This is a genomic window from Amycolatopsis methanolica 239 (assembly GCF_000739085.1).
In the GTDB taxonomy this organism is placed as follows: Bacteria; Actinomycetota; Actinomycetes; order Mycobacteriales; family Pseudonocardiaceae; genus Amycolatopsis_E; species Amycolatopsis_E methanolica.
Genome location: NZ_CP009110.1, coordinates 366,490 through 385,386 on the forward strand (window position 1 = coordinate 366,490; position 18,897 = coordinate 385,386).

General features: G+C 71.9%; 23 protein-coding genes and 1 pseudogene. 11 read left to right on the plus strand and 13 right to left on the minus strand.

Features of this window, described 5'->3' with window-relative positions; all coding sequences use genetic code 11:
• Positions 1–713: 713 nt before the first annotated feature.
• Complete coding sequence (locus tag AMETH_RS01860; RefSeq protein ID WP_017986330.1) at positions 714–1,877, minus strand: glycoside hydrolase family 3 N-terminal domain-containing protein; 1,164 nt, start codon at positions 1,875–1,877, stop codon at positions 714–716.
• A 132-nt stretch (positions 1,878–2,009) separates the two neighbouring features.
• Here AMETH_RS01860 and AMETH_RS01865 point away from each other — a divergent pair, with 132 nt between their 5' ends.
• Genes AMETH_RS01865 through AMETH_RS01875 form a run of 3 tightly spaced genes read left to right on the plus strand, consistent with a single transcriptional unit; the run spans position 2,010 to position 3,587 of the window.
• Positions 2,010–2,303, plus strand: coding sequence for a DUF6343 family protein (locus tag AMETH_RS01865; protein ID WP_017986331.1), 294 nt, complete (start codon positions 2,010–2,012; stop codon positions 2,301–2,303).
• Positions 2,304–2,331: 28 nt separating this feature from the next.
• Positions 2,332–2,973 (plus strand): phosphoribosyltransferase, encoded by a 642-nt coding sequence (locus AMETH_RS01870; RefSeq protein WP_017986332.1) that lies wholly within the window; start codon positions 2,332–2,334, stop codon positions 2,971–2,973.
• Entirely contained in the window at positions 2,970–3,587 is a 618-nt protein-coding gene (locus AMETH_RS01875) for a dienelactone hydrolase family protein (RefSeq protein WP_017986333.1), read from the plus strand. Before AMETH_RS01870 ends, AMETH_RS01875 begins: the two co-directional genes overlap by 4 nt.
• Here AMETH_RS01875 and AMETH_RS01880 read toward each other — a convergent pair.
• Together AMETH_RS01880 and AMETH_RS01885 are read right to left on the minus strand one after the other, a co-directional pair.
• A complete protein-coding gene (locus AMETH_RS01880) occupies positions 3,584–4,426 on the minus strand; it encodes an SAM-dependent methyltransferase (RefSeq protein WP_017986334.1) in 843 nt (280 codons plus the stop codon). The genes AMETH_RS01875 and AMETH_RS01880 overlap by 4 nt on opposite strands.
• Positions 4,427–4,456: 30 nt before the next feature.
• Positions 4,457–5,137, minus strand: a complete 681-nt coding sequence (locus AMETH_RS01885) for a TetR/AcrR family transcriptional regulator (RefSeq protein ID WP_017986335.1) — start codon at positions 5,135–5,137, stop codon at positions 4,457–4,459.
• Positions 5,138–5,261: 124 nt separating this feature from the next.
• Between AMETH_RS01885 and AMETH_RS01890 the strand changes: the two genes are divergently transcribed.
• Entirely contained in the window at positions 5,262–5,705 is a 444-nt protein-coding gene (locus tag AMETH_RS01890) for a nitroreductase family deazaflavin-dependent oxidoreductase (protein WP_017986336.1), read from the plus strand.
• On the opposite strand, the gene AMETH_RS01895 is transcribed toward AMETH_RS01890, so the two are convergent.
• Positions 5,689–6,525 carry an alpha/beta fold hydrolase gene (locus AMETH_RS01895; protein ID WP_017986337.1) on the minus strand — a complete coding sequence of 279 codons (837 nt, stop codon included), beginning with the start codon at positions 6,523–6,525 and terminating at the stop codon, positions 5,689–5,691. The two genes, AMETH_RS01890 and AMETH_RS01895, sit on opposite strands and share 17 nt — an antisense overlap.
• Before the next feature lie 44 nt (positions 6,526–6,569).
• On the opposite strand from AMETH_RS01895, the gene AMETH_RS01900 reads away from it, so the two are divergent.
• Together AMETH_RS01900 and AMETH_RS42330 are read left to right on the plus strand one after the other, a co-directional pair.
• On the plus strand, positions 6,570–7,121 hold the full coding sequence (locus AMETH_RS01900) for a CGNR zinc finger domain-containing protein (RefSeq protein WP_017986338.1): 552 nt from the start codon (positions 6,570–6,572) through the stop codon (positions 7,119–7,121).
• A gap of 33 nt (positions 7,122–7,154) precedes the next feature.
• Positions 7,155–7,406 (plus strand): annotated as a pseudogene (locus AMETH_RS42330) (SDR family NAD(P)-dependent oxidoreductase); the annotation flags it as partial.
• A gap of 14 nt (positions 7,407–7,420) precedes the next feature.
• Here AMETH_RS42330 and AMETH_RS42335 read toward each other — a convergent pair.
• Genes AMETH_RS42335 through AMETH_RS01925 form a run of 5 tightly spaced genes read right to left on the minus strand, consistent with a single transcriptional unit; the run spans position 7,421 to position 9,960 of the window.
• Complete coding sequence (locus AMETH_RS42335; RefSeq protein WP_156131778.1) at positions 7,421–7,708, minus strand: hypothetical protein; 288 nt, start codon at positions 7,706–7,708, stop codon at positions 7,421–7,423.
• Positions 7,654–7,959 carry a hypothetical protein gene (locus AMETH_RS38945; RefSeq protein ID WP_026153717.1) on the minus strand — a complete coding sequence of 102 codons (306 nt, stop codon included), beginning with the start codon at positions 7,957–7,959 and terminating at the stop codon, positions 7,654–7,656. The genes AMETH_RS42335 and AMETH_RS38945 overlap by 55 nt, the downstream gene beginning before the upstream one ends.
• 31 nt (positions 7,960–7,990) lie before the next feature.
• Positions 7,991–8,500 carry a multicopper oxidase domain-containing protein gene (locus AMETH_RS42340; protein WP_223843036.1) on the minus strand — a complete coding sequence of 170 codons (510 nt, stop codon included), beginning with the start codon at positions 8,498–8,500 and terminating at the stop codon, positions 7,991–7,993.
• Between the two features lie 27 nt (positions 8,501–8,527).
• Positions 8,528–9,154 (minus strand): DUF998 domain-containing protein, encoded by a 627-nt coding sequence (locus AMETH_RS01920; protein ID WP_026153718.1) that lies wholly within the window; start codon positions 9,152–9,154, stop codon positions 8,528–8,530.
• Between the two features lie 59 nt (positions 9,155–9,213).
• The gene (locus tag AMETH_RS01925) at positions 9,214–9,960 is read right to left on the minus strand and encodes a protein phosphatase 2C domain-containing protein (RefSeq protein WP_017986342.1); all 747 of its coding nucleotides are present in this window, start codon (positions 9,958–9,960) and stop codon (positions 9,214–9,216) included.
• 62 nt (positions 9,961–10,022) lie between these two features.
• On the opposite strand from AMETH_RS01925, the gene AMETH_RS01930 reads away from it, so the two are divergent.
• Positions 10,023–10,232, plus strand: a complete 210-nt coding sequence (locus AMETH_RS01930) for an RNA polymerase sigma factor sigma-70 region 4 domain-containing protein (RefSeq protein ID WP_017986343.1) — start codon at positions 10,023–10,025, stop codon at positions 10,230–10,232.
• Positions 10,232–10,759 (plus strand): Clp protease N-terminal domain-containing protein, encoded by a 528-nt coding sequence (locus tag AMETH_RS01935; RefSeq protein WP_017986344.1) that lies wholly within the window; start codon positions 10,232–10,234, stop codon positions 10,757–10,759. Before AMETH_RS01930 ends, AMETH_RS01935 begins: the two co-directional genes overlap by 1 nt.
• Here AMETH_RS01935 and yczE read toward each other — a convergent pair.
• The gene (gene yczE, locus AMETH_RS01940; RefSeq protein WP_038532652.1) at positions 10,751–11,374 is read right to left on the minus strand and encodes a membrane protein YczE; all 624 of its coding nucleotides are present in this window, start codon (positions 11,372–11,374) and stop codon (positions 10,751–10,753) included. The genes AMETH_RS01935 and yczE overlap by 9 nt on opposite strands.
• 62 nt (positions 11,375–11,436) lie before the next feature.
• On the opposite strand from yczE, the gene yczR reads away from it, so the two are divergent.
• Positions 11,437–12,858, plus strand: coding sequence for a MocR-like transcription factor YczR (gene yczR, locus AMETH_RS01945; RefSeq protein ID WP_038531806.1), 1,422 nt, complete (start codon positions 11,437–11,439; stop codon positions 12,856–12,858).
• A 411-nt stretch (positions 12,859–13,269) separates the two neighbouring features.
• Here the strand turns inward: yczR and AMETH_RS01950 are convergent, their stop codons facing one another.
• Positions 13,270–14,064, minus strand: a complete 795-nt coding sequence (locus AMETH_RS01950; protein ID WP_223843037.1) for a hypothetical protein — start codon at positions 14,062–14,064, stop codon at positions 13,270–13,272.
• 288 nt (positions 14,065–14,352) lie between these two features.
• On the opposite strand from AMETH_RS01950, the gene AMETH_RS01955 reads away from it, so the two are divergent.
• Positions 14,353–14,895 carry an RNA polymerase sigma factor gene (locus tag AMETH_RS01955; RefSeq protein ID WP_017986348.1) on the plus strand — a complete coding sequence of 181 codons (543 nt, stop codon included), beginning with the start codon at positions 14,353–14,355 and terminating at the stop codon, positions 14,893–14,895.
• A gap of 711 nt (positions 14,896–15,606) precedes the next feature.
• Here the strand turns inward: AMETH_RS01955 and AMETH_RS01960 are convergent.
• Positions 15,607–16,773, minus strand: a complete 1,167-nt coding sequence (locus AMETH_RS01960) for a pyridoxal phosphate-dependent aminotransferase (RefSeq protein ID WP_017986349.1) — start codon at positions 16,771–16,773, stop codon at positions 15,607–15,609.
• Positions 16,774–16,802: 29 nt separating this feature from the next.
• On the opposite strand from AMETH_RS01960, the gene AMETH_RS01965 reads away from it, so the two are divergent.
• On the plus strand, positions 16,803–18,089 hold the full coding sequence (locus tag AMETH_RS01965; protein ID WP_017986350.1) for a DUF445 domain-containing protein: 1,287 nt from the start codon (positions 16,803–16,805) through the stop codon (positions 18,087–18,089).
• 292 nt (positions 18,090–18,381) lie between these two features.
• Here AMETH_RS01965 and AMETH_RS01970 read toward each other — a convergent pair whose 3' ends face one another.
• Complete coding sequence (locus tag AMETH_RS01970; RefSeq protein ID WP_017986351.1) at positions 18,382–18,837, minus strand: CGNR zinc finger domain-containing protein; 456 nt, start codon at positions 18,835–18,837, stop codon at positions 18,382–18,384.
• Between the last annotated feature and the right edge of the window lie 60 nt (positions 18,838–18,897).

Below are 18,897 nucleotides of genomic sequence, written 5' to 3' on the forward strand. Positions count from 1 at the left end.
CGGTGATGGTCGAGGTCCTGCTCGGCATGCCCGGCGAGACGGCCGCGACGATGACCGAGGCGGTCCGCCGCACGCTCGACCTGGACGTCGCGGTGGCCGGCTACAGCCTCGGCATCCGCGCGTTTCCCTACTCGCCGCTCGGGATCCGGATGGCGGATCAGTGCGCCGGCCGCCGCACGCTGCCCGGTCTGCAGTCGGACTCGGCGGTGGAGCCGATCGTGCTCAGGCCGCGGCCGATGTGCGATTCGGTCGTCGAGTACGAGCGCCAGTTCGCCTTCGACGACGACGGGCGGTTCCGGCCGGTCTACTTCCTGTCGCCGGACCTGCCGGAGGACCCGGCGACGATCGCGTCGCCGAACGGCCGGTGGGTGAACCTCGTGCAGATGCTGTGGGACCCGGTGCCGGCGTCGGAGTACCACCGCGTGATGCTGCCGACCCTGCCCGGCATCACCGAGGACGACAACAACTACGCGGACAACCCGTTCCTGCTCAGGCTGATCGAGCTCGGTTACACCGGGGCATTCTGGTCGCACTGGCCGCAGCGGCACGAGATCATGCAGAGCGTCTGACCAGGGACTATTTCGATCCGAACACGAGACCTTGAGCTGCCGCGAACGTTACGTAGACTTTCCCGCGGCGACACGCCCCAGATCCCGCTGCGTCGGCCGGTTTCCTCAGCGTCGAGGAGCCGGCCGGCGCAGCCGCCCCACTTCTCAGCACGCGTGCTTGGCGCGCAGGACCGTGGTGAGCGCGTCGGTCACCCGCTCGGCGGGCAGCGTCCCGTCGGCGGTCGCCTGCTCCATCGCGTCCAGCACGGTCGACACCCGGCCGCCCGAGGACCACAACGCCTGGTCCGCGCCGGACTGCACGGCCTTCACCACGGCCTGTGGCAACGGGTAGCGCTGGGTAACCGCCTTCATCGCGCCGAGGTCGTCGGTCAGGACCGGCCCGTCGAACCCGAACTCGCCACGCAGCAGCTGGTAGGCGGCCGGCGACAGCGACGCGGGCTCCCCGCCGGTCAGGCCCGGCACGTCGAGGTGGCCGACCATGACGGCGGCGGACCCGAAGTCCGCGAGGTTGCGGTAGGGCACCAGGTCGTTCTCGCGCAGTTCGGCCAGCGGCGGCGTGGTCACCGAGCCCTTGTGCGAGTCGCCGGTCGCGTGCCCGTGGCCGGGGAAGTGCTTGAGCACCGGCTGGATCCCGGCGTCCTCCAGGCCGGCGGCGAAGGCCTGCGCGTAGCGGTGGGCGGTGTCCGGGTCGGCGCTGAAGGAGCGGTCGCCGATGACGTCGCCGGCGGCGGCGTCGGTGAGGTCGAGCACCGGCGCGTAGTCGACGGTCACCCCGCGCGCGGCCATCGCCCGGCCGCGCTCCCGCGCGAGTTCGCGGACCTCGCCGGTGGTCATCGTGGCGGCCATCTCGCGGGCGCTGGGGATCGACCCGTCCAGGTCGTCGAGCCGCTGGACGCGGCCACCCTCGTCGTCGACCGCGACCGACACCGGCAGCCGCCCGGCCTGCTGGACCTGGTCGAGCGCCTTGTTCTCGAGCAGCGCGGTGGCGTTGCCGCCGAGGAAGATCCCGCCGACCTGCTCGGTGCCCACGACGTCGGCCGCGCCCTGCGGGTCGGACGCGTCGACCCCGACGACCACCAGCTGCGCGAGCCGCTGGCGGGGCGTGAGCTCGCCGATCACGGTGGCGCACGCGTCCGGCCCCTCGGCGGCGGCGATGCGTGGCTGCGGCGGCGGCGCGGTGGTCGGAGCGGCGGCCGGGGGCTGCTGCTCGGCCTCGTCGCCGCCGGCGTAGACGACCACCGCGGCGAGCAGGGCTCCGGCGGCCAGTACGAGCAGCAGTCGCCGGGTCAGGTGCTTGGCCGGCCTCATCGGCTTCTGGTGTTCCTTCCTGGCGGAATGGGGTTCGCGGCCACGGTAACCCAGCGCCCGGCGGGTCAAACGGCTCGTCGCCGGACCGGGTGAGTGCGGCCACGTGTCCGGGGCGGGCCCAGCGGGTAGCCAATGAGCATGCGAATCCCGCGTGAGCGGCCTCGCAGCCGCGAGGAGTACCAGCGGGGCCTGCCGGACTACCACGATCCGACCGCCGGTTTCGGTGGCGCCGCGCCGGCGTACAGCGCGCTGACGCTGCGGATCTGGCTCGCCGCCATCGGCATCCTCCTCGCCGCCGGGGCCGGTTTCCTGTTCGCCACGATCGAGATGTGGTGGGTGACGGTGCTGATGGGCCTGGTGGTGGTGGGGCTGGTGATCGACCTGGCCTGGGTCGTGCACCGCAAGCGCCGCGGCGAGCCTGGTTGACGATCTCCGGCAGGGGTAGACCTGTGGCATGAGGCGGCGACACGAGTACCGCGACCGCCACGAGGCGGGTCTGCGGCTGGGCGAGCTGCTCGCCGAACGCGAGTGGCGCGACCCGCTGGTGCTGGGGCTGGCGCGTGGTGGGGTGGTCGTCGGTCACGCGGTTGCCGGCGTGCTCGGCGCGCCGCTGGACGTGGCGGTCGCGCGCAAGATCGGCGCGCCCGGCCAGCCGGAGTTCGGCGTCGGCGCGGTCACCCCGGACGGCCCGCCCTGCTACGACGAGCGGTCGCTGTCGATGCTCGGGCTGCGGCCCGCGCAGCTGTCGGATGCTTGCCGGGCCGAACGCGCGGAGGCCCGCCGCCGCGCCGTGGTCTACCAGCGCGGACGTCCGCCGCAGCCGCGGGCCGGACGGGACTTGCTGGTGGTCGACGACGGGCTGGCGACCGGAGTGACCGCGCGGGCCGCGTTGCGGGCGTTGCGCGCGGACCGGCCGCACAGCCTCGTCTTCGCCGCGCCGGTGTGCGCGCCGGACGCCGCGGCGGCCCTGAAGAGCGACGCGGACGAGGTGCTGTGCCTGCTGGCGCCGCACGGTTTCCGCTCGGTCGGGCAGTGGTACGCCGACTTCCGCCAGACCGGCGACGACGAGGTCATCGAACTGCTGGAGACGTCATGACCGTCCCGCTCATCGTCGCCCCCGGCCTCCAGGGCGATCTGACGGTCCCGTCCGACGCGATCGGGGTCGTCGTGTTCGCCCACGGTTCGGGCAGTTCCCGGCACAGCGCCCGCAACATCGCGGTGGCGCGCGAGCTGCAGGACAACCGGTTCGCCACGCTGCTGTTCGACCTGCTCAGCCCGGACGAGGACCACGGCGACCGGCGGTTCGACATCGAGTTGCTGACCGAGCGCCTGCGCGCCGCGATGGCCGAGCTGTCCCGGCGCGCGGAGACGGCCGGCTTGCCGCTGGGCCTGTTCGGGGCCAGCACCGGCGCGGCCGCCGCAATGCGGGCCGCGGCGGCCGAACCGGAGCGCGTGCGGGCGGTCGTGTCCCGCGGCGGCCGCCCCGACCTGGCCGGCGACGCGCTGGGCCAGGTGCGGAGCCCGACGCTGGTGATCGTCGGCGCGCGGGACGAGGAGGTGCTGCGGCTGAACCAGTCGGCGGCCGCCGGGCTGGGCGGACGGCACGACATCGAGATCGTCCCGAAGGCGACGCACCTGTTCGAGGAACCCGGCGCGCTGGAGCGGGTCGCCCAGCTGGCCGCCGCCTGGTTCAGCGAGTACCTCGGTTAGGGCTTGCGCGCCACCGCCGCGAGGATGCGTGACTTCGACGGCGCGTCGGCGAACAGGGCGTTCTCGTCGGGGTGCCATTCGGGTGCGTAGACCAGCCCCGGCTCGACCAGTTCGAAGTCGCCGTAGAACTTCAGGAACTCCTCCCGCGAGCGGTACTGCCCGGGGTTCGTGGTGGTCTCGTAGTAGGCCTTGAGGTCGTCCAGCGCCCGGCGCTCCTCCTCGTCGGCCGGGTTCTCGTCGGTGAGCTGGCACATGATCAGGAACGACCCCGGCGCGAGCTGGCCGCGGTAGAAGTCCAGCGCCTGGTGCGGCTGCTGCTCGTCCTTGATGAAGTGCAGCACCGCGTTGATCACCAGCGCGACCGGCTGTTCGAAGTCGATCACGCCGGTCTCGCCGACCCGCTCCCACAGGTCGATCGGCTCCAGCAGGTCACCCGCGATCGCGCGGTGGCGGTCCGTGTCCGCCGTGTCGGCGAGCAGCAGCTGCGAGTGCGCCAGCGCGATCGGCTCGTTGTCGATGTAGACGACTGTGGTGTCGTGCTCCGGGCGGGCCTCGTCGGCGACCTCGTGCACGTTGCCCGCCGTCGGCAGGCCGGAGCCGATGTCGACGAACTGGTGGATCCCCGACTTCGACGCGTACCGCACGGCGCGGCCGAGGAACTGCCGGCACGCCACCGCGGAATCGGGGATCAGGGGGAGTCTCGCGCGGACCTTGTCGCCGAACGCGCGGTCGATCGCGTAGTTGTGGTTCCCACCGATGAAGTAGTCGTACACCCGCGCCGCGGACGGCCGGTCGAGGCTTCCCTCGACGGCCCGCAGCACCTCGTCATCCGCCGCCATGCGACGAGTCTGCCACAACGCGTGAAACGTTCACGGCAGGCCGACGAAAGCGGCCGATTGCTCTGCCGTGTAGGCGAAATAGGCGTCCGCGGGATCGGCCGTGTTGGCGTACTGGCCGAACAGCTCGAAGCTGATCGCGCCGAAGAGGTGGGTCCACGCGGTCATCAGCCGGACCAGGTCCGCCTCGGGGAGCGACGTCCCGAGCGCGGTCTGGACCTTGCCTGCCTGCTCGGCCAGCTCGGCAGGCAGCGGCGGACCGGGCATCGCGGGCGTGAGGTCGGCGGACTCCATGACGCGGACCAGCGCCTGCGCCACGCGGCCGGCGGGCGTGATCGTGTCCTGCGGCGCCCGGTAGCCGGGCACCGGCGAGCCGTAGATCAGCGAGTACTCGTGCGGGTTCCGCTTCGCCCAGTCGCGGGTGGCGGCCCAGATGCGCAGCCAGCGGTCGCGGGGCGCGGCGGACGGGTCGTCGGCGCGCTCGGCTGCTTCGCCGATCTCGTTGTAGGCGTCGATGATCAGCTCGGTCAGCAGGTGGTCGCGGCTCGGGAAGTAGCGGTAGAGCGCGGAGGAGACCATGCCCAGCTCGCGGGCGACGGCTCGCAGGGACAGCCCGTGCGGCCCGACCTCGCCGAGTTGGCGGCGCGCCTCGTCCTTGATCTCGCGGGTCAGTTCGGCGCGGGCCCGTTCGCGCGCGGTCTTGCTGGCTGGCATGCCGTCGAGTGTGCCACGACAGAGAGCGGCGGACAAATTAGAGAGCACCGCTCTTGACAGTGGTCCCCCTGAGGTGTTCACTGATCTCAACAGAGAGCACCGCTCTCGCCGAAGGGAGACCCAGATGGACCGCTACCTCAAGCCGGGCAAGGGCGACGGCGTCTTCAACGTGGCCGTGCAGTTCCTGACCAAGCTGGGCGTGAGCCTGGCAGGCAGCCGCGTGCTGCTGGTCCGCGGCCGCAAGTCGGGGGAGATCCGGTCGACGCCGGTGAACCTGCTGAAGGTCGGCGGGCAGCGCTACCTCGTCGCGCCGCGCGGGCAGACGCAGTGGGTGCGCAACCTGCGCGCGGCGGGCGAAGGGCAGCTGCGGGTCGGGCGGCGGGTCGAGACTTTCCGGTTCGCCGAACTGGCCGACGACGAGAAGCCGGTGATCCTGCGCGCCTACCTCAAGCGGTGGGCGTGGGAGGTCGGCCGGTTCTTCGAGGGCGTCGACCACCGGTCGCCCGACGAGGTGCTGCGCGGTATCGCGCCCGGCTTCCCGGTCTTCCGGATCACAGAAAGCGCTTGAGGTGCGCGAGCAGCGCCTCCGGTTGTTCCTCGGCGAGGAAGTGGCCGCACTCGGGCAGGCCCTCGCCGGTGACGTCCTCGGCGTACTCCCGCCAGATGTCCAAAGCGGGCAGTGAGCCGAGCAGTCCGGCCTGTCCCCACAACGCGAGCACCGGCATCGTGAGCTTGCGCCCGGCGTCGGCGTCGTCGTGTTCGGCGTCGTCCGGGAAGGACGCGCGGTAGTCGTCGAAACCGGCACGCAGGGCGCCCGGAGCGGAGAACGCGCGGACGTACTCGGCGATCGCGTCCGGGTCGAGGCCCTGCCGCTGGTAGGTCCAGCGCTCGAAGAAGTACCCCAGGTAGGCCGCGATGTCCTTGCCCGCCAGCAGTTCCGGCAGGTCGGGTTGCAGGTGGAACAGCCAGTGCCAGTAGCCGCGGCCGACACCGGCGTCGAGCCGCGGCCACATCTCGCGGGTCGGGATGATGTCGAGCACGGCCAGGTGCTCCACCTCGTCCGGCCGGTCCAGCGCCCAGCGGTGCGCGACGCGGCCGCCGCGGTCGTGCCCGACCACGCTCGCCGACGCGAAGCCGAGCTCGTGCAGCAGGGCGGAGACGTCGGCGGCCATGGTGCGTTTGTCGAAGCCCGTCCGCGGCTTGTCGGTGAGCCCGTAGCCGCGCAGGTCCGGCGCGATGACGGTGTGGTCGCGCGCGAGCGCGTCGAAGATCCGGTGCCAGCAGTAGGAGGTCTGGGGCCAGCCGTGCAGCAGGACGACCGGCGGGCCCTCGCCGGCTCGCCGGTAGTGCATGCGGATGCCGTTGACGGCCGCCATGTGCGAGTCCATGTCTCACCTTCCTAACCGGTTATGACGGTTAGAGTACGCTGGACGTGGTGAAGGCGCAGTGGGTTTTCGACGGCGGTCGCCCGTGCCTGGACCTGGTGAACACGCTCCGGGACCGGCACCGCGGCGGTCGTGAGCTGCTGACCTCGCCGTCCGCGCTGGTCGAGTGGCTGGTGCTCGCCGGTCTGCTGCCCCGGCCGGTGACCGCGCCGGCGGACTCGCTCGCGGTGGCGATCGCGCTGCGGGAAGCCGTCGACCGGGTCGCGCGGGGGGCGGGGCGGCCTGTCGACGTGCGCCTGCTGAACCGGCACGCGCGCAACGCGCCGGTGCCGCAGTTGCGGATCGACGGCGACGGCGTGGCGCACCGGCGGCTGGACGCGCCGGACCCCGTCGAAGGCGCGTTCGGCACGCTGGCGGTCGACGCGATCGACCTGGCGACCAGTGAGGCCGACGTCCGGATCTGCGCCTATGACGACTGCGGGCTGCGGTTCGCGGACACCTCGCCGAAGCGCAACCGCCAGTGGTGCTCCATGTCGCGCTGTGGCAACCGGGCGAAGGCGCGTGCCCACTACGCCCGCACCCGCACCCGCGGCCGTTGACGTTCTTCCACCCCGCCTTGTAGTTTGAAACGCATGTTTCAGAGAGGTGGTGGCGGATGGGTGCGCCACTTCGGACGGCTCGACGTCCTCGTGAACAACGCGGGTAGCGCGAGCGACGACCTGATCGACCGGATCGTCGACACCAACCTCAAGGCGCCGCTGCGCCTGGCCCGCGAGGCGTTCGCCCAGCTCGTCCTGAACCGGGGCGTGATCGTCAACATCAGCTCGATCGCGGAGTTCCAGGCCCAGCGCGACGTGCCGGCGTACGTGGCCGGCATGGCCGGGCTCGGCGGCGTACGTCACCGGCACGACGATCGTCGTCGACGGCGGCCGCACCGCGTACTGACGCGGCAACCGGCGGCGCCCCGCACCCAGGGACGCCGCCGGCCGGTCACCTCAGTGACCGCCCCCATGAGGTGTCCCGGGGTGGACGCGGAACCGCGCCTGCCTGGACCTGGAACGTGTCCTTCCAGCCCGCTTCGTACTTCTCCAGCGGCCTTCGCGGCCGCGTCCAGCGGGTAGGCGCGGCGGGTCAGGATCTGGAACTCGGCCAGGTGGATGTGCATCGGGTGGGTCGGGCCGCCCAGGTTGACGAAGTTCCAGCTTGCCCAACGGCCGGGAACTGCGCGGGCAGCTCCGCCGGGTCGGTGACCTCCTGCAGCTCCCTCATCTCCAGGTGCGCCTCGCCCGCGGTGCCGGGCGGGACCAGCGCGACGAAGACGTGGTCGTGGTCCTCCGGCACGGTCGTCCCGTGGTGTAGCCGCACATACGACCGGGGAACGGCCTCGGGCAGCTTGAACTGGTCGTGCCGTTCCCGGTTCTCGACCCGGAACTGCATGACGTCCGGCTCGGTCCGGTCGGCCAGCGGTTCAGCAGCCGGAAGCGGTACCAGCGCGCGTCGACGGCGAGGTGCGGCCAGATGACCCCGTTGACCAGCGTGAACGGCCCGGTGAACGGGATCGGCACCGTGGGCCCCGTCGGGGCCGGCGGGCGTGATGAACGGGATCTTGAACAGCAGCTGCCCGGTCAGCGCGCCGGTGGCCGGATCGGTGTCCAGGTGGCGGTCGGTGATGACCGGTCCGCGCGCCGTGCAGGTGCACCACGGTCCACGCGGGCAGCGGACACGCCGTCGATGATCTCGGCGCCGGGCTGCGGTGTGCCGTCCGGGTTTCGCCAGCCAGGTGTGCGCACCGGCGCGGTGATGTCGGCGAGTTCGGCGTACTGCTGGACGGCGACCACCGGGTGGCGCCGTCGATGTCGTTGCTCCAGTTGACCCGCAACTTCTTGCCGCTGGGCACTTCCACGGTCGGGCCGGGGAACTGGCCCTCGTAGGTCCACACTTCGGTTTCCGGCAGCCGGCTGTGCAGCGGGCGGACCATGCCGGCTGGAACCGAGGGCTTCGGGGGTCAGCTGGATACACGCTCCCGCGGTTTCGCCGGAACCGCTGCCGGAACCGCGACCACGCGGGCGAGCGTGATCAGCAGGCCGACGTCCGCGCCGAGTGCGAGCCGCTGGCTCAGCCCGACGGGCAGCACGCCCGGAACCAGGTAGCTCACCCCGAACAGCAGCACACCGCCGAGCGTCAGCAGCGTCAGCCGCACGACCGCGGGGTGGTTTCGCAGGCCGGCGGGCAGGGTCCAGCCGAGCGCGGCGAGGCTGAGGAACGCGGTGGCGCAGGCGTATTCGTGGATCTGCCCGCTCACCGGGTCGAACCGTTCCGGGTAGCTGGCGGGGAAGAACGCGGCCGCGACGAGCCCGGTGGACCAGGCCCAGAACAGCACCTGGGTGGTCCGGCTCAGCCGGTGGCCCGCGGCCCTGAGTGCCGCCAGCAGCGCGACGGACCCGCCGGCGATCGCGATCATGCTCGCGCCGAGCAGGCCGACCCCGCCCTCGGCGAGCGCGTAACTGGACAGCGTGTCCGACACCGGGTTGCGGCCGCTGACCACGTGCAGGACGAAGGCGGTGAAGAATCCCCAGCCGATCGCCACGTTCGCCGCGAGCACCCAGGGCCGGGCTCTTTCGGAAATCCCCATGTGAGCAGCTTTCCGCCGTGCGGCCCGCGAAAGATCCGGAGAAGTCCCCGATCTTTCCCCTAGGGTCGCCCGAACTCGACGAGCACCAGCGCCTGGTCGTCGTGGCGCTTGGCTCGCGGCCACCGCGTCCCGTCCGGATCGCCGTCCTCGGCCGTGCGGACGCTGTCGAGCACCGCGTCCACCCCGCGCGTGCGGGCCAGCCGCAGGGCTTCGGGCCAGGTGAACAAGCCGTATTCGTCGACACCGCAGGACACCCCGTCGGTGGCGAGCAGGACGGCGTCCAGCGCGGTACGTGGCCAGCTGCGGGTCAGCGCGTGGTCCGCGGCCGACGGATCGGCTTCGGCGACCCAGAACCCGCCGGGCCGGTTGCGCAGCGCCCGCACGGCCTGCTGCGTCCGCAACCGCCCTGCACGGCGCAGGGTCGCCAGCCGGTCGTCGGCGAGCACGTCGGCCGACTGTCCAAAGGCGACGATCGGGCTGTCCGCCAGCACCAGTGCGTCCACCCGGTCGTCGTCCCAGCGCAGCATCGCGACGGTGCTGGACGGGGACGATCCGGGACGCAGGCCGTGTTCCCTTGCCACAGCGGCGATCGCTCGCGCCAGGGCGGGACGGAGATCGCCGGGCAGTTCCCGTTCGAGCTGCGCCGCGAGGCGTTCGGCATACCAGCCGCCGGAGGGCTGGTCCGGGTCGGCCGAGGTGGCGCCGTCGAGCACCGCGACCGCCCGGTCGAGCACCACGACGCGGTCCTCGGTGGGGCGCGGGCGGCCGTCGAGGCCGACGCCGGGCCGTTCGGCCACGTGGATCACCCGTCCGACCCTAGCCGTCAACCTTGGTTGACAAGGTGGTGGTGTCAACGTAGGTTGACGTCATGACGAAGGCAACCGATCTGGCCGCCCGCGCGGGCGACCGCGATCCCCAGGTCGGCCTGCGTGCCGTGGCCGCGCTGCGGCGGCTGCTCGAACAGCTCGAAGCCGTGCAGGTGCGCAGCGCGCGGGCACAGGGCTGGTCGTGGCAGGACATCGCGGCCGAGCTGGGCGTGAGCAAGCAGGCCGTGCACAAGAAGTACGGGAGGCAGTGATGTTCGAGAAGTTCACCGCGGACGCCCGCGAGGTGGTCGTCGAGGCGCAGCAGGACGCGATCCGCCTGGATTCGGAGCGGATCGACCCGCTGCACCTGCTCGTCGCGCTGCTGCACTTCCCGGAGAGCAAGGCCGCCCGCCTGCTGACCGGGTTTGGCGTGGCGCTCGACGACGTCGCCGCCGAAACCGCGCGCGTCCGCCGCCGGGGCGGGATCACCGAGGCCGACGCCGAAGCGCTCGGCGAGTTCGGCATCGACGTCGACGCGATCCTCGACCGCGTCGAGCAGGCGCACGGCCCGAACGCACTCGCCGGTGGCGCGGGTGGGCGGAAGCGGCGGCACATCCCGTTCGCCGACGAATCGAAGAAGGTGCTCCAGGTGTGCTTGAAGGAGGTGATTTCATTGGGGGGTAAGGAACTCGGGAGCGAGCACATCCTGCTCGCGCTCACCGCGCTGCGCGGACCCGCCGCCGACGTGCTCGCCCGGTTCGACGTGGACGCGCGGCGGGTCCGGCAGGCGCTAGCATGACTCGCGCCAGGTGACGTGGGGGAGGAGCGCCTGCGTGAGGGGTCCGATCGCGAGCGCGTAGAGCACGGTGCCGGCGCCCACCGTGCCGCCGAGGAACCACCCCGCCGCCAGCACGGCGAGCTCGATGCAGGTGCGCACCGTCCGGACGGACCAGGTGTTGCGGGCGGCCAGCCCGGTCATCAGCCCGTCGCGCGGACCGGGGCCGAGCCGGGCGCCGACGTACACCGCGGTCGCCATGGCGTTGAGCACGACCCCGCCGAGCAGCAGTGCGATCTGCCAGCCCAGCGCGTGCTGGTCGGGCAGGACGGCCCGCACCAGGTCCACGGTCACCGAGATGACCAGCACGTTCATCACGGTGCCAAGGCCGGGGCGCTGCCGGAGCGGGATCCACAGTGCGAGCACGCCGACCGACGCGATCGCGACGACGGTGCCGAAGCTGAGCCCGGTGCGTGCGGCCAGTCCCTCGTGCAGGACGTCCCACGGGGACAAGCCGAGCCCGGCGCGCGTCATCATCGCCATGCTCGTGCCGTAGAGGGCGAGACCGCCCATCAGCTGGGTGAGCCGGCGCGCGGGGCTGACCGACACGCGCACCGGCCGAAGATCGATTGCAGTCACGGCGACCACTTTGCGGTCAGTTGGACTGGATAACCAGAGCCAATCCGCGATAATTGGCTGCCATGGACCCCATCGGCCGGATTTCGGCCCGCAGATTGGCCCTTGTGCTCGGGATGTGGCGTCGCAGTGGTTCGCGTCACGGGGCGGCGGATCTCGCGGCGGCGATCGAGCTGGGCGTGCTCGACGGCCAGCTGCCCGTCGGCACCCGGCTGCCTTCGGAGCGGGAGCTCGCCGAGGCGCTGGACGTCAGCCGCACCCTCGTGGCGGCCGCGCTGGACCGCCTGCGCGATGCGGGACTCGTGGCCAGCAGGAGGGGTGCGGGCTCGTGGATCACCAAGCCGCGGGGGAGGACGCCGGAGCCCGTGTCGCCGGACGTGCCGCAGGCGATCGACCTCGTCCGGGCGGCGACGCCGGCGGCCCCGGGGGTGCTGGCCGCGGTCGACCGCGCCCGGCTGCTGCTGGTCGACGAGCTGGGGCGGCACGGCTACACCGGCACCGGCCTCCCGGCCCTGCGCGAGCGCATCGCCGCCCGGTACACCGCGCGCGGCCTGCTCACCTCGCCGGGGCAGATCCTGATCACCAACGGCGCGCACCACGCGTTCGTCCTGGTGCTGCGCATGCTGACCCACCCCGGCGACCGGGTGCTGGTGGAGCAGCCGACGTACCCGAACGCCCTGGACGCGATCCGCGCCGCGCACACGACGCCGGTGCCGGTGGCGCTCGGCGAGCACGGGTGGGACCTGGCGGGGGTGGAGGCCGCGGTGCGCCAGACCGCGCCCCGGCTCGCGTACCTGATCGTCGACTTCCACAACCCGACCGGCTACCGGCTCGACGCGTCCGGGCGGGCGGAACTGGGGGCGCTGCTGGCCCGGACGCAAACGCATGCGGTGGTGGACGAGACGTTCGTCGAGCTGGACCTGGAGGGTGACGACGGGCCGCCGCCGCTGGCCGCGTTCGCCGGGGACTGGGCGATCACGGTCGGCACGGTGTCCAAGTCGCACTGGGGCGGGCTGCGGATCGGCTGGATCCGGGCGCCGGAGGACCTGGCGACACGCCTGACCTCGGCGCGGTTCGCGTCGGACCTGGGGTCGCCGGTGTTCGAGCAGCTGGTGCTGGCGGAGCTGTTCGACGCGGGTGACCCGGACCCGGCCGCGCGCAGGGCCGTCCTGCGCTCCCAGCGGGACGCGCTGACCGAGGCCCTGCGGCGGGAACTGCCGGACTGGCGGTTCCGCGTGCCGTCCGGCGGGTTGTCGCTGTGGTGCCGCCTGCCGGAACCGATGAGCACGCGTCTCGCGATCGCCGCGGCCAACCACGGTGTGCAGATCACGCCCGGTTCGAGGTTCAGCGCCCAGGGCGGGCTGGAGCACTGGCTGCGGATCCCGTTCGCGCAGCCGGCGGACCGCCTCGCCGACGCCGTCACGCGGCTGGCGCTGGCGGCCGCCTCGGTGCGCGCCCAGCCCGCCGACGATCTGCCGGTGGCGTGACGGGCTCCGGAAGAACAGCCGGTGCGCTGGTCGTCGGTCCGCCGCTCCAGGGAGGAAGTTCGGCGAAGACGTCCAGCGCACCGGCTGCGGGACGCCCGGCCCGGATCGCTCCGGGCCGGGCTCCACGGTGACCCGCCGGCACCGCCCCTCGACGTGCCGGCGGGTCATCGCGGCTAGGCGCGCATCGGGCTTCTGCTCGGCGCGGTGAGCGGAAGCTCTCGACACGTGCCCGGTGGGCCCCGGCGTCGCGGGGGCATCGCGACGCCGGGACCAGCACCCGATCCGGCCAGGCGCGGTTGGCCGGTCGGGAAGTCTGGGATTCGGCCCTCGGGCGGCAGAGGTGTGCCCCCGGGTGGACCCGGTAGTTGATCTTGTTGTGGACGCGGGTCGCCTGTGTGAACGGGTTTCGCGTCAGTCGGGCGAGGTGGGCGGCAGGCCCGCTACCGTGCCCATACCCACGAAATCGCTGGTCAGCGCTCCCACGATCGGCTGAACCGGGTCGGCGGAGGCACGCGGGCCGAGGACGGCCAGCAGGTCGCGGCCGCTGTTGCCGTTGTCGTGGGAAACGGTGATGACGACACCGGGATCACCCGGGTCGGTGGGCGCCGGAGCCGGCGGGGCGTTGTCCGCGCGCACCGGGCCCGGGACGTCCTGGTCCTGAGCCGGCGCCTCTGCGGGCTTGACGGCGGGGGCGTGGGGCGTGACGGCGTGCACCGGCGCGGGGGCCGGTTCGGCGGGCGGCTGCGCGGGAGGTTCGGCGGGAGCAGGGGGCGCGGGCGCCGGTTCGGTGACGACCGGCTCGCTGTCCACTGTTCCGGTGTCGGCCGGTTCGGACCGCTCGGGTGTCTTGGGGGTGATCGTCTGAACGGTCTCGTCGACGATTCCGGTGATCGGCTGCGTCGCTTGGTCAGCCGTTTCGGTGACGGTCGTCAGTGCCGATTCCGCCGTATCGGTGACGGTCGACAGTGTGGTGTTCACCGTGTCGGTGACGACGTCGACGAGCCCGGTCACCGTGCCGAGGAGGTTCGGCTGCTGTTGCGTGGCGACGGTGTCCGGTTCGAACGGCGCCTCGTCGGCCGCGGCCGACGGCGCGCCGAGTACCGCGGTGAGCAGCCAGCCCGCGAGCACGAATCCGCCCGCGAGCAGCAGCTTGAGTTCGACCGGAAGTGGTCGCGCGGAGTGGCGCGCGCTGATCGCGTCGCGCATCGCCACCACCACCGTCCACGAACGACTACGGAAAGTTTGTTCCGGCCTGGTCATCAGGTGTGCTGATCCCAGCCTGATTTCTCCTGCCGGTGGCGAGTGTTTCACCTCGAAAGCGATCGATCCAGCCCCGTACGGCGGAACCCTGATTCCGCCTTCCGAGTGTCTGTTGGTTGGGTGATCACGCAACGTGTGCGTAGTTTTACTCAACTTCTCGCCTACCAGCGGTTTTCGGGAGCTTTCGCGCGGGCTGGGCCATCTGAATCGCGACCGGTGATCGCGAGGGATGCATTGACCGAAATCGAACTGATCGAGTTGCTGGCCCGGGCGTGGCGCGGCGACCAGAGTGCCTGGTCCGCGCTGGTGCGCGGATTGTCGGTGGTGGTTCTGCGCGTGGCGCGGGCGCACCGGCTCGGTGACGCCGACGCGTTCGACGTCTGTCAGAACACGTGGGTGTCGCTGGCGCAGCTGAAGGAGCTGCGGGAGCCGGCCCGCCTACCCGGCTGGCTGGCGACGACGGCCCGGCGGCAGGCGCTGAGGGTGCTGGAGTCGAGGCGGCGGGAGATCCCGGCGGAGTGCGACAGCGCCGAGGAGCTCACCCCGGAGCGCCAAGTGCTGACCACCGAGCGGGACGCGCTGCTGCACCAGGCGGTGGCCCAGCTACCGGCCCTCCAGAGGCGCCTGGTGGAACTCCTGATGCAAGACCCACCCGCCACGCACGCCGAAATAGCCGCCGAGTTGGGCATCGCGATCGGCAGCGTCGGCCCGACCCGCCGCCGGGCCCTCGACCGCCTCCGCCGCTACCTGGAATCCCACGGCTACGACCACGCCTGAGCCTGCCCGGTGGGCCCGGCGGCGCACGGACTCCGGCCGGTCGGCCCGGAGTCCAGCGTTCCGTTCTCCGGGTCGGCCGGCTCGCCGGTGCTCTGGCTCGACTGGCAATTCCAGCACTTCAGGTGCGGCGCTCCGACCCGACGCTGCGCCGTTGCGGCGTGTTGGCTCTCCGGCCCTGGCCGCTGCGGCCTGTCGGCGTTCGGTTCTGGGGCTGAGGCGTGTCGGTGTGCGGGTTCTGGGTGCTGCGGGTTGTCGGCGTTCCGGCCCTGGCCACTGTGGCCTGTCGGCGTTCCGGCTCTCGGCGGCCTCTCGGCTCTTCGCGCTCTGGCCTCCCGGCACGGCAGCCTTCCGGTTCCCGGCAGTCCGGGTCTCGGCGTCTCGGCGTGTTGGCGTTCCGGCCCTGGCCACTGTGGCCTGTCGGCGTTCCGGCTCTCGGCGGCCTCTCGGCTCTTCGCGCTCTGGCCTCCCGGCACAGCAACGTTCCGGTTCCCGGCAGTCCGGTCTCGGCGTTGTGGCCCTCCGGCCGCGACCTGCCGGCATTGCGGCGCTGTGCGGCCTCCCGGCGCTCCGGCGCTATGGCCTCCCGGCCCCGGGTGCGAGGTCGGGAGGCGTATCCACGAGCCGGCCGCGACCTCGCGATGCACCTACCCGCGATCGCGCCCGGGCTCGGCTTTCGCGCCGATGCGCCGCCTCCGTTCCACCGGACCGTGGTCAGGCCAGTTTGTGCAGTCGCTCGATCGCCTCGTCGAGCACCTCGTCCCGCTTGCAGAACGCGAACCTCAGCACGTGCCGCCACTCCGCCGGGTTGTCGGTGAACACGCTCACCGGCACGGCCGCCACCCCGACCCGCTCTGGCAGTTGCCACGCCAGTTCGGCGGCGTCCGTGAAGCCCAGCGGCCGCACGTCCGCGCACACGAAGTACGTACCCAGGCTCGGCCGCACCACGAAGCCCGCCGCCGCGAGGCCCGTCGACAACCGGTCGCGCTTGGCCGCCAGCGAGGTCCGCAGCGACTCCACCCACGGCAGTTCGTGGTCGAGCGCGTGCGCGACGGCCGGCTGCAGCGGCCCGCCGGACACGAACGTCATGAACTGCTTCGCCGCCCGCACCGCCCCCACCAGTTCCGGGCTGCTGCACACCCAGCCGATCTTCCAACCGGTGCAGTTGAACGTCTTGCCCGCGCTGGAGACCGACACCGTCCGGTCGCGCATCCCCGGGAACGCAGCCAGCGGCACGTGCTCGGCGTCGTCGAAGACCAGGTGCTCGTACACCTCGTCGGTGACCGCGATCAGGTCGCGTTCGTGGCACAGGTCGGCGATCGCCGACAGTTCCTCGCGCGTGAACACGGTTCCCGTGGGGTTGTGCGGCGAATTCACCAGGATCGCCCGCGTCGCCGGGGTCACCGCGGCCCGCAGCGCGTCCAGATCGAGCGCGAACCGCCCGTCCGCCCCCTCGACCAGCGAGACCACCCGCCGGGTCGCTCCCGCCATCGCGACCGCCGCCGCATACGAGTCGTAGTACGGCTCGATCACGATGACCTCGTCGCCGGGTTCGGTCAGCGCAAGCAGCGCTGCGGAGATGGCTTCGGTGGCACCGGCGGTGACGAGGATCTCGTTGTCCGGGTCGTAGGACAGCCCGTAGCGGGCCCGGTGACGCGCGATCGCCGCCCGCAGCTCCGGGCGCCCTGGTCCCGGCGGGTACTGGTTGGCGCCGCCGAACAGCGCGTTCTTCGCGGCGTCGAGCATTCCGGATGGTCCGTCGGTGTCCGGGAAGCCCTGGCCGAGGTTGACCGCTTCGGTGCGCACGGCGAGTGCGGTCATCTCCGCGAAGATGGTCGACGTGAACGGCCGGAGCCGGGGGACGAGAGCTGGTTCGCGCATAATGGCCGATCCTCACGGACAATGGGGTCGTGGAGCAACTGACCCCCGCTGACATCGGCCTTCCCCCGGTCCCGGACCAGGAGGGCAAGCGGCGGGCGCTGCGCCGGATGAAGCTGGTGGCGCTCGCCTTCCTGCTCGGCGCGACCGTGATCTTCCTGTTGACGACGTGGGCGCAGTCGGCAGGCTGGCCGGGCTGGGTCGGCTACGTGCGGGCCGCCGCCGAGGCCGGCATGGTCGGCGCGCTGGCCGACTGGTTCGCCGTCACCGCGCTGTTCCGGCGACCGCTCGGCCTGCCGATCCCGCACACGGCGATCATCCCCAGCAAGAAGAACATGATCGGCAGCAGCCTCGGCGAGTTCGTGGGCACGAACTTCCTGTCCGAGCAGGTGGTCCGCGACAAGCTGCAGCGCGTCCAGGTCTCCCGGCGGTTCGGCGAGTGGCTGGCCAAGCCGGAGAACGCCGAGCGGGTCACGTCCGAACTCGCCACCGTCGTGCGGGGTGTCGTGACGGTGCTCAAGGACGAGGACGTGCAGGCCGTCATGGAGCAGGCGGTGGTGCGGCGGGTCGTCGAGCAGCCGTGGGGCCCGCCGCTGGGCAAGCTGCTGGAACAGGTCTTCGCCGACGGCGCGCACTACAAGCTCGTGGACCTGATGTGCGACCGCGCGTACGAGTGGGTGCGCGACAACCACGCGACCGTGCTGCGCGTGGTTTCCGACCGCGCCCCGAGCTGGTCGCCCAAGTTCGTCGACGCGATGCTGGCCGACAAGGTCTACGGCGAGGTCCTGTCGTTCGCCTGGGCCGTGAAGACCGACGTCAACCACCCGATGCGCTTGGCCCTGGACAAGTTCCTCGGCGAGTTCGCCCAGGACCTGCAGAACGACGCGGAGACCATGGCCCGCGCCGAGCAGGTCAAGCAGCAGATCCTCGACCACCCCGACGTGCAGAAGCTGATCGGATCGGCGTGGAGCACCGCGAAGGGCATGCTGCTTAACGCGGCCGAGGACCCGTCGAGCGAGTTGCGCCGCCGGGTCCGCGAGGGCCTGCGGAACCTGGGTGAGCGACTGGTGTCCGACGAGGGCCTAGGCGGCAAGGTGGACGGTTGGGTCCAGGGCGCCGCCGCCTACGTGGTGCGCAACTACTCCACCGAGATCACCACGATCATCACCGACACCGTCGAGCGCTGGGACGCGGAGGAGACCTCGCGAAAGGTCGAGCTGCAGGTCGGCCGGGACCTCCAGTTCATCCGCATCAACGGCACCGTGGTCGGCGCGCTCGCCGGCCTGGTGATCTACACCGTGGCCCAGCTGCTGTTCTGACCCACCGCGGGCCTGCGGCTCCGCCGCACGCTCACGCGTGACGCTGACCAACGCGGCCGCCTGACGTGCAGGCGGAACCGAGCGGGCAGGCGCCCTGGCGGTGAGCCCGCCGGGCAACAGGCACCCTGACGGTGGTCGTCGAGCGGAAGGCGCCTTGAGCGCCACGCGGCGTTGATCAGCAGCGCCCCGATCACCAGGTGAAGTCCGCCGATGCCCTGAACTGCGCCTTTCCGGGTTGTCCACAGGTGGACCAGTTGTCCACAGGTGTGCTGTGGGTAACTCCATCGGGTGTTCAGGCCCGGCGCTGGCGCCAGCTGCGCGCCTTCTCCCGGTTGCCACACACCTGCATCGAGCACCAGGTGCGTGAGCGGTTGCGGGACTCGTCGTAGAACGCCCAGCGGCAGTCGTCCGCCGGGCAGATCTTCACCCGCGCCCACTGCCCGAGCACCGCCAACCTGGCCGCCGCGGCCATCACGGCACCGACCGCGTCGCGCGTGACCAGAGCCGGCCCACCGGGTGCCAGTTCGATCGTGACCGGCACCGCCAGTGGCGACGGGTCCACGGTGTCGCCGACCGCAGCACGCAGGGTTGTGCGGGCGGACCGCGCCGCGGACACCGGGCCTGCTTCCAGCCCGCGCTCATGACTCCAGGCGCGCCAGTTGACTGCGTTCGTGAGCACATCAGTGTCGTCCTCCACGTCGAGGGTGTTGAGGAAATCCACCACGAGGGACACGTCCGTCGAACTCACGTCACCAGTGTAAGCCGGACGGTGGTTGCGGAAGTGTCGCGTAACTTGCATACTCCTTTC